We start from the raw sequence: 13,702 nt of genomic DNA, 5'->3' as shown, positions 1-13,702 counted from the left end.
CGGTCGGTTCGGGCACCCGCGGGTGATCGGCTCATCGCAGCGCACCTCCGCGTGGAGCAGGCGTCGGGACCGCAGCGGTCCCAGGGAAAGACACAATGTCGAGTCACGAACCGCGACCGGGACGGTACCGTCACTACAAGGGCGGCGAGTACGAGGTGGTCGGCGTCGCCCGGCACAGCGAGACGGAGGAGCCGCTGGTGGTGTACCGGCCGCTGTACAACGACACCGGGCTGTGGGTGCGCCCGCTCGCGATGTTCCTCGAAACCGTCACCGTGAGCGGCGAACCGGTCCCGCGGTTCGCATACGTTGGGCCGTCATGACACCCCTCATCGGCGCCCTTCCGGGCGTGCGCAAGGCCATCCAGCAGGTGGCCGGAACCGACGCGACCGTCCTCATCCTGGGCGAAACCGGGACCGGCAAGGAACTCGTCGCCCGGTCGCTGCACGCGCAGAGCCCGCGGGCGCGAGAGGCGTTCGTACCAGTCAACTGCGGCGCGCTGCCGCAATCGCTGGTGGTCGCCGAACTGTTCGGCTTCGAGGCCGGCGCCTTCACCGGTGCCGCGCGCCGGCACGCCGGCCGGTTCGAGCAGGCGAACGGCGGCACGCTCTTCCTGGACGAAGTCGGCGAACTGACGGCCGACGCGCAGGTCGCGCTGCTTCGTACCCTTCAGGAGCGGGTGGTTCAGTTGCTCGGCGGGTGCAAGCCGGTTCCGGTGGACGTGCGCCTGATCGCGGCCACCAACTGCGACCTCACCGCCGGTGTTCGCGAACGCACCTTTCGCGCCGACCTGTTCTACCGGCTGAACGTGTTCCCGATCCAACTCCCCGCGCTCCGCGACCGCCGGGACGACATACCGGCCCTCGCCGCGCACTTCCTCCAACATTTCGCGACCCGGCACAACAAGCCGGCGAACACCGTCTCCGCTTCGACGCTGCGCACGCTGGCCGCGTACGACTGGCCCGGGAACGCGCGCGAGCTTCAGAACGTCATCGAACGCGCGGTGATCGTGAGCGAAGGGGACGAACTGGTTGTCGATCCCGCGTGGCTCGGGGCGCCTCCGGTCGAAACGGCGCGCACCTGGGCCGAGCAGGAAAAGGCGCGCATCGTGGCGGCCCTGCGGGCGGCCGGCGGTCGCGTGTACGGCCCCGGCGGGGCGGCTCACCGTCTCGGGCTGAAGCCCACCACACTCTACGGCAAGATGCGCAAACACGGCATCACACGCGACGCCGACTGGCAGTAGCGTCGGCGCGGGAACGTCCCACCCCGCTCGCTGGATCGCGACCACGCCGAACGGTCGGCACACCCGGTATTGCCCCACGGCATTTCCCCTTTCGCGGCACTTTTGGAAGTTTGAGCGACACCCGGTTGGGTGTTTGGCGCCCGCGTTTATTCGCGGGGAGAAACCGCACGTGTGGGCCGTGTTCGTTGCAAGTGGCTCTGTGTTCGCATATTGCGTCGTTTGATTCGGATGCCACTGGAACCGGTGCTCGTTCATTCGGGAGGCTCCTGCGGGTTTTGAGGGCGTGATTCGCGGGTAGCGACCACCCAGCGAACCGGTAGCGATTCACCAGTCGGACGGCAGCGAATGTCCAGTCCGCGCCCCATCAGGTGCTACCGGTGCCGTGCTGTAACCCCCGTTACAGCAGAGGCGAGGTGGGAGGGACCGCACCAGCCTCGCGGGTGCTTTGCTCGTGGCCCAGACCGAAGGGCCTGCGCCACGAGCAAAGCCAGTACCCGAACTCACCGTGGTCGTCGTCAGCCCGATGCGCGACACCCGACGGCGGGTGCGACCTCGGCGCGCCTCCGCGCTGCGGTCGATCAGTACCGCAGCGGCTCGAAGCGGCTGGGGTCCGTGTACGTCCGGTACGGGCGGGCCGGCGTACAGTCCCACATCCGACTGATGGCACCGCGGCACTCGCGACCGGATTTCCTTCCGCCGTCCGACCGCATTTCGTCACCCGACCAAATCCGGTCGGTCGTTCCGTTCCGGAACAGGGCTTTTCAAGCACTTTTCGTGCGGCACGCGGGCTGCAATTGCGTCGCGCGGTCCCGGCAACCGTTTTCGAGGTGCGACGATGGCTCACGTGGTGACGGCCCCGTGCGTGGGGTGCAGGTACACGGACTGCGTGGTGGTGTGCCCGATGGAGTGCTTTTACGGCGACGAGCGCCAGCTCTACATCGACCCGGACGACTGCATCGATTGCGGGGCGTGTGCCCCCGAGTGCCCGGTCGAGGCGATTTTCCTGGATGGGGATGTGCCCGCGAAGTGGTCGGACTTCGTACCGCTCAACGCCGACCGCGTGAAGGCGCTGAAGCCACTCGGGGCGCGCGTGACAGAAAGAGAGAGACGCTGACGCCGCCACATGCGTCGGGGGCGGTTGTGTTCGCTCGTGGGATTCGGACGCCGCGCCGGCTCCGCAGAGCCGCTCCCAATGTTCTCGAATCGCTGCCCACCACGCTCTGTACCCGCCAGCAGGGTGAACAGGCGCCAGCGCAAACTCTCGGAGCCAGGAAATGATGACCAGTTAGTCTTAAGAAACGGTGGCGGAATGGGCGGCTGGTCGTGACTTCGTTTCGGCCCACGCGAGCCTCGTGTATGGAGACAGTTTTTGACAGGATCGACAGGATAAACAGGATTTAAAATCGGTCTGTCTTCATCCTGTTCATCCTGTCGATCCTGTCAAAAACTGTCTTCGCCCGCCCATCGCGATTGGGTGCCACATTGCCCTCGCCCCGGCTGGCAGCGTCCCCGAGCGTGCTTCATTCCGCCATGCATTCTAAAACAACGCGGATACGGAGGAATACGGTCAATATATTTAATAATTTCGTTTGATTAATTAAATTTCAGTAAGTTTCGGCTGTGATCGGCGTCACGGATGGACCGCCGGTTCGGTACGTCGCTCCGATCATACCCCCGTGCATCCCACTGCCTCCCCCCTTGTCCTTCGCGGGGCGGTGCGGCAGACTATCCCGGCACCTTCCGCACGCGTGAGGATCATTGACGCCATGACGCGGTACCTCTCTTTGTTGCTTCTCCTGGGAGCCCCGGCCGGCGCCCGGGCGGCGGAGCCGCCCAAGCCGCTCGCCAGTGGCTTAACCAACCCGCAGTCCGTTGCGGCGGCCCAGGACGGGCGCGTGTTCGTGTCGCTCGCCGGTGAAACCGGCAAGGACGGCGACGGCTCCGTTGCCGTTATCAAAGACGGCAAAGCGACCCCCTTCGTGACCGGGCTCAACGACCCGAAGGGGCTCGCGCTGTTCCGCAACTGGCTCTACGTCGTCGATAAGGCCGGGCTGCTCCGCATCAACGTCTTCGGGAAGGACCCGAAGGCCGAGGTGTATGTGCCCGCGGACAAGTTCCCGGCCGCGGCGAAGGCGCTCGCCGATGTGGTCGCGGACCCCGAGAGCGGCACGGTGTTCGTGACCGACGCCGGCGACAAGGGGACTGGCGGCGCGCTGTACCGCATTGCCCCGCCCGCGGCGCCGAAGGGGCCGGGCCAAGGGGGGCGGGGGCCGGGCACGGTCGATGTCCTCGTGGACGGCACCAAACTGAAGGGCCTGCACACGCCCGGCGGCGTGGCAATGGACGGCGCGTCGCACGTGCTCTTCACCGACGCCGGCACGGGCAAGGTCTACCGCGTCAAACTCGCCGACCGCACCAGCGACCTGGTCGCCGAGGGCATCGACGGCGCGAACGGTCTCGCCTGGGACTACTACGGCCGGCTGTTCGTGTCCGGCGGGGCGTCGGGCAAGCTGTTCGTGATCCCGCGGCCCGGCGAGAAGCCGGTGCCGGTCGTCGGGGGGCTCAAGTCCGCCAATGATCTGTGCCTCGACGCGAGCGGGGCGAACGTCCTGGTGGCGGACGCGACCGCGGGCACGGTGAGCTCGGTTGCGGCCCAGGTGCCGGGCGCCGAGGTCGATTTCAGCCCGCTCCCGCTGAAGACCGAGGTCGCGTTCCCGGACCTCAAGTGGGAGGGGTGGGACGCAGAGGGCGCTACGGGCAAGGTGGTGCCCCTGCGCCCCCTCGTGCTCACGCACGCTGGGGACGGCTCCAACCGCGTGTTCGTCGCCACACAACAGGGCGTCGTGTACACGTTCGCCAACGACCAGAAGGCCACCGAGACCAAGGTGGTGCTCGATATCCGGGACCGCGTGAAGTACAACGACAACACGAACGAGGAAGGGCTGCTGGGCCTCGCGTTCCACCCGAAGTTCAAGGAGAAGGGCGAGATCTTCATCTTCTACACGCCGAAGAAGGAGAACAAGGTCAACGTGGTGTCGCGGTTCCGGCTCAGCAAGACCGACCCGACCAAGCTCGACCCGGCGTCCGAAGAGCAGATCATCCGTTACGAGAACAAGCTGTTCTGGAACCACGACGGCGGCACCATCTGCTTCGGCCCGGACGGGTTCCTGTACGTGATCCACGGCGACGGCGGGATGGGCGGCGACCCGCAGGAGAACGGCCAGAACCTGAACACGCTCTACGGCAAGATCCTGCGGCTCGACGTGGACCAGAAGGCCGACGGCAAGAACTACGCGGTGCCGAAGGACAACCCGTTCGTCGGGAAGAACGACACGCGGCCCGAGATCTGGGCGTACGGGGTCCGCAACATCTGGCGCATGAGCTTCGACCGCAAGACCGGCCGGCTGTGGGCCGGCGAGGTGGGCCAGAACCTGTACGAAGAGATCAACATCATCGAGAGGGGCGGGAACTACGGCTGGAACCTGCGCGAGTCGTTCCACCCGTTCGGGCCGAAGGGCGTGCGCGAGAACAAGGGGATGATCGACCCGATCTGGGAGTACCACCACGACGTGGGCAAGTCGATCACCGGCGGCGGGGTGTACCGCGGCAAGGCGCTCCCGGAACTCGACGGCCACTACCTGTACGCGGACTACGTCACGTCGCGGCTGTGGGCGCTCAAGTACGACGAGGGGGCGAAGCGGGTGACCGCGAACCGCCCGATCAAGGACCCGCAGCGGCCGGTGGTGTCGTTCGGCGAGGACGAGAACGGCGAGATCTACTTCCTGACCGTCACGAACACCGGTAAGGGGATCTACCGGTTCACGAAGTAGGCCGCACGTTCGCGGTCGTGCTTGCGAACGAATGACGTTGACCAATTGTGCCTAATTTGTGGCACAGACATTCCTGTCTGTGCTGGGTCTAAGAGCCGCACAGACAGGAATGTCTGTGCCACAAAGGCAGAAGCCACAACAGGCGTAACCGGCGGGAGTAAATGAGGGCCGGGTTGGCGCTGCCGACCCGGCCCGTTCTCGTTGCCCGTGCGGCTGAACCCGCGGGGCCGCAGGCCGTGACGAAAGGCCCGCTCCGACGGGCGCGCAGGTGACCGTTCGCCGATTTCACTTGACGCCGGCTGGACCGACCGGCACGATAACTCCTCCGACGGCCGGTCCGACTGTTCCACCCCCAGACGCCCATGCCGACACGCAAGATCCGGTGCCCCGAGTGCGATGTCCGCCTCGTCCAGCCGCCCGGCGCCGAAGCGATCGAGTGTCCGCGGTGCGAGCACATTTTCTCGGCGCCCGACGACCGGGATGAAGACGACGACACCGACGCGCCGGCCGCCCGCTCCCCGTTCCGCACGCTGCTTTTCGTCGGGCTCGGCACCGCCGCCCTCGGGGCCGCGGCGGCCGGGGCGCTCGTGCTGGTGCGGTCGCTGAACCGGGAGCCGGATCCGGGGGCGGTCGGGCCGGTCGTGGTAGCGCCGCTGCCGCAGAAGCCGGCCCCGCCGGTCGGCACTCCGGCCCCGCCGCCACCCCCCCAGGCGCCGGCGATCGCCCCCGCGGCCGACGACGCGGACCCGTTCCGCCCGGCCGACCCGGTTGCGGCGGCGGCGGTGGCCGAACTCGATCGGTACGCCGCAGAGGGGCCGGCGATCCCGCAGGACGAGGCCCGCGCCAAGGCGCTCCGGACCGCCCACCTGGAGTGGTGCCGGGGCACGACCGAACTGGCCTTCGGCCGCGTCGGCCGGGCCGACGCGCCGTGGGCCGCGAAGGCCCGGACCGCGCTCGGGCTGCGCGCGAAGGAAATGGCGACCCGCTCCCCGTTCGCCTCACACAGCCCTGAAGACGCGCCGAGCGCCGCCGCGCTGGCCGCGGCCGTCGCCGACGGGTGCGACGACCCGCTGGTGCAGTACTTCCACCTTCAAGCGCAGCGGGCCGCCGGCGCCGTGCCCCCCGATCGGGTGCTGGCCGAGGCCCGCCGCGTGACCCAGTTGGTGTGGGACAGCCGGTACGCCGACGCGCGCAAGATCCACGCGGTTCACAACCTGCTCGCCCAACTCCACGAGCACCGCGCGCCGGCGGACGAGATCGCGACCTGGGACAAGCGGTTCTGGGAACTGCTGACCAAAGTCAGCGCCGACCCGGACCCGGTCAACCAGGACAACGTCATCGAACTCGTCACCCTGCGGGAGCGGCAGTCGATGAGCGCGGGTCGGAGCCGCCAGAAGGCCCACGAGGAGATCGCCGCGTGCCTCAAGAAGGGCGGCGCCCCCGAGGCGACGCGGCTGGCGGTGCGCGGCGCCTTCCTGATCCGGTACGCGTGGGACGCGCGGGGCTACGGGTACGCCAACACCGTCACCCCCGACGGCTGGCGGCAGTTCTCCGAGCGCCTGGCCGAGGCCGAGGAGGCGCTGACCGCCGCCCACGAGCGGGACCCGAACCAGCCGCACGCCGCCACCAGCATGCTGACCGTGTGCATGGGCCGCAGCCACTCCCGCGACGAAATGGAGCGGTGGTTCGAGCGGGCCATGCGGGCCGACCCGGACAACGCCCAGGCGTGCGCGACCAAGATGGAGTCCTTGCACCCAAAGTGGCAGGGGTCGCAGGAAGAGTACCTCGGGTTCGCGTGGCAGTGCGTCCGCACCCGCAACGCGAGCGGGCTGCTGCCGCTCGCCGCGGTGTCGAACCTGATCGCGAACATGCCGGTGCCCGAGCCGGTCCACGCCGCCGCCGCCGCGCAGGCGCGGCCGCAGTACTCCCAACCGCTGGTGTGGCGGGTGCTGGACACGGGGTACACCGTGGTCCGGCGGGAGCGCCCCGAGCTGCTCTGGGTGCGGGGCGGCCACGCCCGCGCCGCGTGCCTCGCCGGGCAGCACGGGGTGGCGGTCCGGGAGCTGAACGCCGTGGGCGACGACTTCAGCGGCGGCGGCTTCCGCTCGCCGGCCGCCCTCGCGCTCTACCGCACCTGGGCGCGGACGGGCCGCTTACCGGGCGGGTGATCACCTCTCTCTATTGACCGACCGGAGCGTTAATGGCTTCGTCTCGCCTTCCGCCGTGGACCTACGCCGCGGTCGTGGTCGTGTGCGGCCTCGGCACGTTCGCCCTTGTGGGCCACTTCCTCGGCCTGTTCCGGTCCCCCGCGCCGGTCGCCCGGGCGCCGGTCCCGGACCGCCTGCGCCTGCCCTCGCCCATCGACCCGAACAGCCTGCCGCCGCACCGTGCGGCGAAGTACGCCGCCGCCCGCGCCGCGCTCGTGCCGGCGTTCGAGGCCGCGTTCGACGGCCCGGTCCGGATCCACGACACCGTGCTGTGGGCCGTCGAGGACTACGCCCTGTTCCTGGCGCACCCGCACCCGCCGGACGCGCTCGTGGCCCACTGCCGCGAGGCCCTCCGGCGGGCGGTCATCGACGGGTGCAAGGACCCGTTCGTAACGTTCGCCGAGTGGCGCGTGGACGTGGAGGCGGGTACGGACACGCCCGGCGAGTCGGGCTTCCGGTTCGCCGAGGCGCTCGGCCGGACGAAGTACCCGGCGGTCTACCGTTTAGAGGCGCACCTCGACGCGATGGACCGCAGTGCGGACCTGCTGGAGCGGCCCCCGGCCGAACGGGTGGCGGCCGCCGGCCAGGCCCGCGACACGTTCTGGGTGGCGTTCGCCGAGGCCGCACGTGACCCGAGCCCGGTTGCCGAAGCGCTGCTGCTCGCGGCGGTTCGCGAATTGGTCGGCCGCGACGCCCCCGTGTGCGGAACGCCAGAGGAGAACTACAAACGCGCTACGGCGGCCCTGGCCGCAGCGGGTGCCCGCGAACACGTCCGCCTCACCCTCGACGGGTTTGACGCGGCGCGGGCGGGGCGCGCGGGGACCGGCCCGGTGGCGCGGGCCGCACTGGAACGTGCCCGCACCGCGTTCCAGCGGGCGTGGGAACTGGAGCCCGCGTGCCCGGCCGCCCCGACCGAACTCATCGCGGTCACGGCCGGGCTCGGCCTGGGCGCCGACGAGGCTCGGCGGTGGTTCGCCCGAGCCATTGAGGCGGACCCCGACAACCCGCGCGCCTGGGCCGCGCTGGTGGACGCCGTCGGCCCGGACCGCGGCGGCGCCGTTCCGGATGCTCTGGCTGTGGCGCGGTCGTGCCGCGAGCGCGGCGCCTGGGACGCGGGCGTCCCGGCCGCGGCGGCCGTCGCGTTCGATGTCGCTCGCCGGCACCGCCCGAACTTCCTCACCACGGCGGACGGGTGGGCGGAGGTGCAAACGTTCTTCGACGCCTGGCTCGCGGCGCGGCCCGCCGACTGGCACGCCCGCACCTTGTACGCGCGGCTCGCGACCGACGCCGAGCGGTACGAGATCGCGGTCCCGCTGTTCGACGCGCTCAAAGACCGTCCCCGGCCCGGCGTGTTCGCGGGGCCGAGCGAGTACGCGGCCGCGGCGGCACGGAGCCGGGGGATGATCCAGTGGGCCGCGGTGGGCGTCGGTGCCGCGCCCTATCCGGGCTACATGAAGCTCGGCGAACCGGCACGCCGGGCGGCCGCGCGCGCGGCCCGACGGGGGTGGTTCGCGCGGACGTACCGCGACTCGTTCAACACGGCTTACCCGGCCGACGGCCCGGGGCGCGCCGAGGCGCTCGCGGCGCTGAACGCGGTGGCCGACGCCGAGGCGCCCGGCTTCCTGTCCGGGGGTGTCGCGGACGCCGCCTGGGAGGCGCTCGAACGCGCTGTCGCGGCCGGGTGTGACGACCCGCTCGTTGCCACCCTTCACGCCCGGTTCGGTGCCGCAACCGGCCTCGGCGCAGCGGACGGCGACAAACTCCGGAAGGCCGCGGCGCGGCTCGCGGCGAGTCGCTACCCGGTTGCGGTGCGGCTCCCGGCGGCGCTGAGCGCGACGGACCGCACGGCCGGCGGCAGCGCGGAGCAGTTCGCGGACCTGTGGCCGCTGTTCACCAGCGCCGCGGCGGACCCGGACCCGACCGCCCGACAAGAGTTGCTGCGCGCCGCCGACCGGCTTCTTGTCGCGCTCCCCGCGGGCCGGGCGGCGGACGGCGAGCGGTTGAGCGCCGCGCTGGCGGCCGGGGGCGACGCATACGGCGCGCTGGTCGTGTCCGCGGCGGGGCTCATCACCGCGGGGTGGGCCGAAACCGCTGGCCCGCGCCGCGCCGATGCGCCGCGGCTGCGGGAAGCGAGCGCCTTGCTGGAACGGGCGTGGCGGCTGGCGCCGGAGCGGCCCGAGGCACCGACCCGGATGCTCGCCGTCGCCACCGGGCTGCGTGAGCCGCGGTCCGTCGCGGAGCGATGGTTCGTGCGGGCCGCGGCCGCGGACCCCGACAACTACGAGGCGGTGCGGTGGTTCGCCCGGTACCGGACCTTGACGGCGGACGGGAACGACGGCGGTCAAGCCCTTTTCGCGGTTCGGTCGATCGCGTACGACTTCGGTCGCTGGGAGGGGGGATTCGGGCTCCTTGCGTCCGAGGTAGATGCGAGCCTCCTGACGACCCTTTACCGCGGCCGGCTCGATAACCCGCTGATCTGGCAGCAGATGGAGCAGCCGCTCCAGACGTGGACCCAGGCGGACCCGGCGTGCCGGTACGCGAAGACGGTGTACGCCCAGATGGCCGCGCGGGCCGGCCAGCACGTGGTCGCGAACCGACTGTTCCGTCAACTGGCGGGGCGGCCCTGGCCGGGCGTCTTCACGTCACCGGAAGCGTACCGCGAAGCGGCGGAGCGCAGCCGGCGCGCGGCCGGCGGTGTGCAGTTCGATTGACCGTACCGTCGGGCGCACCGTTCGGGTGCGGGGCGGGAACCGTTCGGAAGGCATCAGTTCCACCGGGCGACTTCGTTCAGGGCGCGGTAGAGGAACTTCCGCACGTCCGCGGCGTCCTCGGCCCCGGGTTCGGCACGGAGGTACGCCCGGAGCGGGTCCACCGCGCGGCCGAACTGCTCCGCCTGCACGAGCAGCACCCCCAGGTCGCGCTGCTGGCTCGCGTCCGCGGGGACCAGTTGCGTGAGCCGGCGGGTGACCCGGGCGCCGCGGCGGTAATCTCGCTCCGCGAGGTACGCGGTCTTCAGGTTCTGAAGCATCCGCGCCACGATCGCTCCCGGCGGCGTCGCCGCCAGCGCCTCGGGGGTCGCTTCGAACGGCCGTCCGGTCACGCCCCCCACGAGCGCCTCGCACCCTTCGATGTCGAGGAACTGTCCGCCGTTGAACGGGTCGAGCAGCACCTCTTCGTTGCCCTCCACGGCTTTGACGATGAAGTGGCCGGGCAGCCCCACGCCGACCACGTCCAGCCCCGCGCGCCGGCCCACTTCCATCGCCAGCACCGACAGCGCGATGGGCAAGCCCACCTGGCGGTCGAGCACCTTGTTGAGGTAGCTGTTCCGCGGGTCGTAGTAGTCCTCGGTGTTACCCGCGAACCCGCACTCCTCGAACAGGAAGGTGGACAGTTCCGCGGTGCGGGCCGCTAGCGACCCTTTCAGGCGCGGGCGCAACTGCTCTGCGAGCCGTTCGATCCGGCGTAGGTACGCGCGCGGGTTCATGCCGCTGTAAGCGTCGCGCGCGATGAGAAGGGCGATTCGGGCCAGGTCGGTCTCGGCACTCGGATCAACGGAAAGTGCCTCAAGAGCGGCTGAGAGTTTCATGAGGGCATTTTAACCGCGCCACAACGCGGCGGTGAAGGTGAGCCGGAACTCGGGAACGAATTCAAGGGAGCAACTTCAACAGGCGCCGCGAAATCTTTGTGGCGCCCGAGTTTGGAACCCCGTCGCCAGCCGGTAGCATCAAATAGGACGGATTTGTCCACTCGGAGGTTCACCGATGGTCGTTCAACGATACACAACCGATCTTCATTGCGGGGCGTGCGTGGCGAAGGTGCGCCCGCTACTGGATGCCGCCCCGGACGTTCGTAAATGGGACGCCGACACGTCCGGCCCGCAAACGGTGCTGACCGTCGAGGGCGACGGTGTCACCGCGGAGCGACTCGGCGCGCTTCTGCGACCCGCGGGGTATCACGTTCTCGGTGAGGTGACCGCTGCCCAACCGGCGCCGCCCCCCGAGAAGCCGACATCGTACTTTCCGCTGCTGCTGATCCTCTCCTACCTGTTGGTCGGGGTTGGAGTAACGGAGCTGGCCGCGGGGACATTCGACCCGATGCGCGCGATGGGCCGGTTCATGGCGGGTTTCTTCCTGGTGTTCTCGTTCTTCAAGCTGCTCAATCTGCGGGCGTTTGCGGATGCCTACGCCGGCTACGACGTGGTCGCTGCGAAATGGTACGGCTACGGTTACGTCTACCCGTTCATCGAGTTAGGGTTGGGCGTTGCATACCTCGGGCACTTCGCCCCGCTCGCCACGAATGTCGTGACACTTGTGGTGATGGGTGTCAGCACGGTGGGGGTGGTCAAGGCGCTCGCGGCGCGGCGCAAGATCCGCTGTGCCTGCCTGGGAACCGTGTTTAACTTGCCGATGTCCGCGGTGACGCTGGTCGAAGACGTGCTGATGGTCGGGATGGCGGTCGCGATGCTGTTCTGGCTGCTGTACAACTAGAACCGCACGACTAACTGGCAGCCTCTCCCTCTACCAGTTAGCCGTGCGGTTGTTTTTGGCTCTCGCCGATTTATTCTAATGCGAGTCGCGTGCCAAAACTGACTGCGGCTGCATGAGGATGTCGCAACTACTTCATTTCCAAGTAAATCCGGTGCTCGATATTTTTCGCGGCTGCTAGCGATACCGGATTGGGTGCATTAACTGTGTGCATCTGCGGTCACTTGGTGCTTTCTAATTGGGCTTTCGGCTTGATTTTGCATCCTGGTTGACCCACGTCACCATCATCGTTCACAATAAGTGAAACTACTTCCGGAGCCGCCGCATGCCCGCGACCGTGGACGACACTTACGCCGAAGCCTTTCGGAGCATTTACGCGAGCGTCCTCGTTACGGCTCGCGACCGGTACTGGCTCGATCACGCCGTAAGTGCCGCGACGGGTAACGCCAGCAGCACCATTCTTTGCGACTGCGAAGCGGGGCTCGATCGCTACGTCGAGGCGTCCGAAACGCCGGACCGGCGGCCCGGGGCGATCGTCCAGTTCCACGTCCCCCGCTTCCATAAGGACCGTGAGTCGCGACTGGAGCGATCGGTGCTCGTGCGGGTGGCACAGAACGTGATGACCTGCCCCACCACCGCCGCGTTTAACGTATTGCCGGCGGACGGAAGTTGGTTCGCGAGCCAGCAGCCGCCGAAGCCCGGCGCGAAGTGGTTTCCGCTGGGCCGCAAGGTCGCGTACTTCGGCGACGGGCACCAGTTCACCGCGGAGCGGCACGGGCGGCGGTGCTGGGTGGTGCCGATCCTCAGCGGCGAGTTCGTGATCGAGCGGCGCTGCGGGTTCGCCGACGGGCTGATGGGCGGAAACCTGTGGTTCTTCGGTGCGACCGCCGACGCCGCGCTCGACGCCGCAACGAAGGCCGCGGCGGCCGCGAGCGAGGTCCCGGGGGTGATTCTGCCGTTCCCGGGCGGGGTCGCGTCGAGCGGCAGCAAGGCCGGGAGCAAGTACAAGTTCTCGATCGCCAGCACTTACGCCGAGTACTGCCCCACCCTGCGCGGGAAAGAGGGTGTCGCGTCGCGCCTGCCAGAAGGGGTCGCGAGTGTGCAGGAGATCATCATTAACGGAGCCGACCTGCCGACCATTGCGAAGGCGACGCAGGCCGCGATCGCCGCGGCGAAGGACGTGCCCGACCTGCTCACGATCTCGGCGGGCAACTACGGTGGGCGGCTCGGGAAGAGCTTCATTTACCTGCACCCCGAAAAGCAGCCGGCGTAGTCGCGTTTGAGCCGCCGGGCATGCTGATTTGTCTCACGCGGCTCGCTACACCCAGTGGAGGCCGGGTGCGATCCTGACCGGGCAGGGGAGCGAGACGTTCGGCGACGGAGGCTTCAAAGAGTGATGACCCAAGGTGTAGGTGCCGCCGATGCCCTAACGCGGCACGTCTTCGGGCCGCCTGACCCGTCTCCGGCACTTGTCGAGTCAGGCCGGTTTCCCTCTAGTTGGGTCAGCGAGTATCGCCGTCTGTTGCACGCGGTGACCGACGAGTGGGCGAGCGCACCAGCATGGCCTCGGCATCTCGTCGGCGCCCTACACTACGCCCTAACCCACCTGCGGGTGCGGTACGAGGCGTGGCGATCGATCGAGGGTGGCCGGCGGGACGAGGGCACGGAGCGGGAACTGTCCGAGGTAGAGGCCCTGACCCGCCTCCTGTTCGCCCGCGCGTTCCCGCCCGCAGCGACCTCTTTTGTCGAACCGGGCGCGGCACTGGGCCCGGCCACGTGACTCGTTTCCCATCGCTCGCCGGATGTCCGTCCGTGTTGACCGCGGGTGTTGCGTTCGGGTCGTGAGCGTGATGCTCGGCAAAAGAGGGTTTGATGAGCGCAAGAGCGGCTGGAATACTTGGGGCGTGTATCGTTGTTGCTGCCCTTCTGCATGCTTTGCTG

General features: G+C 69.1%; 9 protein-coding genes. 8 read left to right on the top strand and 1 reads right to left on the bottom strand.

Features of this window, described 5'->3' with window-relative positions; translation table 11 throughout:
• The first annotated feature begins 95 nt into the window (after positions 1-95).
• The 6 genes from GobsT_RS29295 to GobsT_RS29270 all read left to right on the top strand — a co-directional run bounded on the left by GobsT_RS29295 (position 96) and on the right by GobsT_RS29270 (position 9,988).
• A complete protein-coding gene (locus GobsT_RS29295) occupies positions 96-320 on the top strand; it encodes a DUF1653 domain-containing protein (RefSeq protein WP_010040454.1) in 225 nt (74 codons plus the stop codon).
• Positions 317-1,240: a sigma-54 interaction domain-containing protein gene (locus GobsT_RS29290; RefSeq protein ID WP_010040455.1), complete on the top strand. Its 924-nt coding sequence runs from the start codon at positions 317-319 to the stop codon at positions 1,238-1,240. Before GobsT_RS29295 ends, GobsT_RS29290 begins: the two co-directional genes overlap by 4 nt.
• Positions 1,241-2,075: 835 nt before the next feature.
• On the top strand, positions 2,076-2,354 hold the full coding sequence (locus GobsT_RS29285) for an indolepyruvate ferredoxin oxidoreductase subunit alpha (protein ID WP_010040456.1): 279 nt from the start codon (positions 2,076-2,078) through the stop codon (positions 2,352-2,354).
• Between the two features lie 652 nt (positions 2,355-3,006).
• Positions 3,007-5,070, top strand: a complete 2,064-nt coding sequence (locus tag GobsT_RS29280) for a PQQ-dependent sugar dehydrogenase (RefSeq protein ID WP_010052504.1) — start codon at positions 3,007-3,009, stop codon at positions 5,068-5,070.
• 362 nt (positions 5,071-5,432) lie between these two features.
• Positions 5,433-7,238, top strand: coding sequence for a hypothetical protein (locus GobsT_RS29275; protein ID WP_010046133.1), 1,806 nt, complete (start codon positions 5,433-5,435; stop codon positions 7,236-7,238).
• Between the two features lie 32 nt (positions 7,239-7,270).
• On the top strand, positions 7,271-9,988 hold the full coding sequence (locus tag GobsT_RS29270; RefSeq protein WP_010046135.1) for a hypothetical protein: 2,718 nt from the start codon (positions 7,271-7,273) through the stop codon (positions 9,986-9,988).
• 53 nt (positions 9,989-10,041) lie between these two features.
• Here the strand turns inward: GobsT_RS29270 and GobsT_RS29265 are convergent, their stop codons facing one another.
• Positions 10,042-10,863: a SirB1 family protein gene (locus tag GobsT_RS29265; protein ID WP_010046137.1), complete on the bottom strand. Its 822-nt coding sequence runs from the start codon at positions 10,861-10,863 to the stop codon at positions 10,042-10,044.
• Positions 10,864-11,038: 175 nt separating this feature from the next.
• On the opposite strand from GobsT_RS29265, the gene GobsT_RS29260 reads away from it, so the two are divergent.
• Positions 11,039-11,764 (top strand): heavy-metal-associated domain-containing protein, encoded by a 726-nt coding sequence (locus GobsT_RS29260; RefSeq protein WP_010046140.1) that lies wholly within the window; start codon positions 11,039-11,041, stop codon positions 11,762-11,764.
• A gap of 322 nt (positions 11,765-12,086) precedes the next feature.
• Positions 12,087-13,034 (top strand): formylmethanofuran--tetrahydromethanopterin N-formyltransferase, encoded by a 948-nt coding sequence (gene fhcD / locus GobsT_RS29255; RefSeq protein ID WP_010046143.1) that lies wholly within the window; start codon positions 12,087-12,089, stop codon positions 13,032-13,034.
• The last annotated feature ends 668 nt before the right edge of the window (positions 13,035-13,702 follow it).

The organism is Gemmata obscuriglobus, from assembly GCF_008065095.1.
GTDB classification, from domain to species: domain Bacteria; phylum Planctomycetota; class Planctomycetia; order Gemmatales; family Gemmataceae; genus Gemmata; species Gemmata obscuriglobus.
This window is presented reverse-complemented; position numbering and strand designations above follow the sequence as displayed.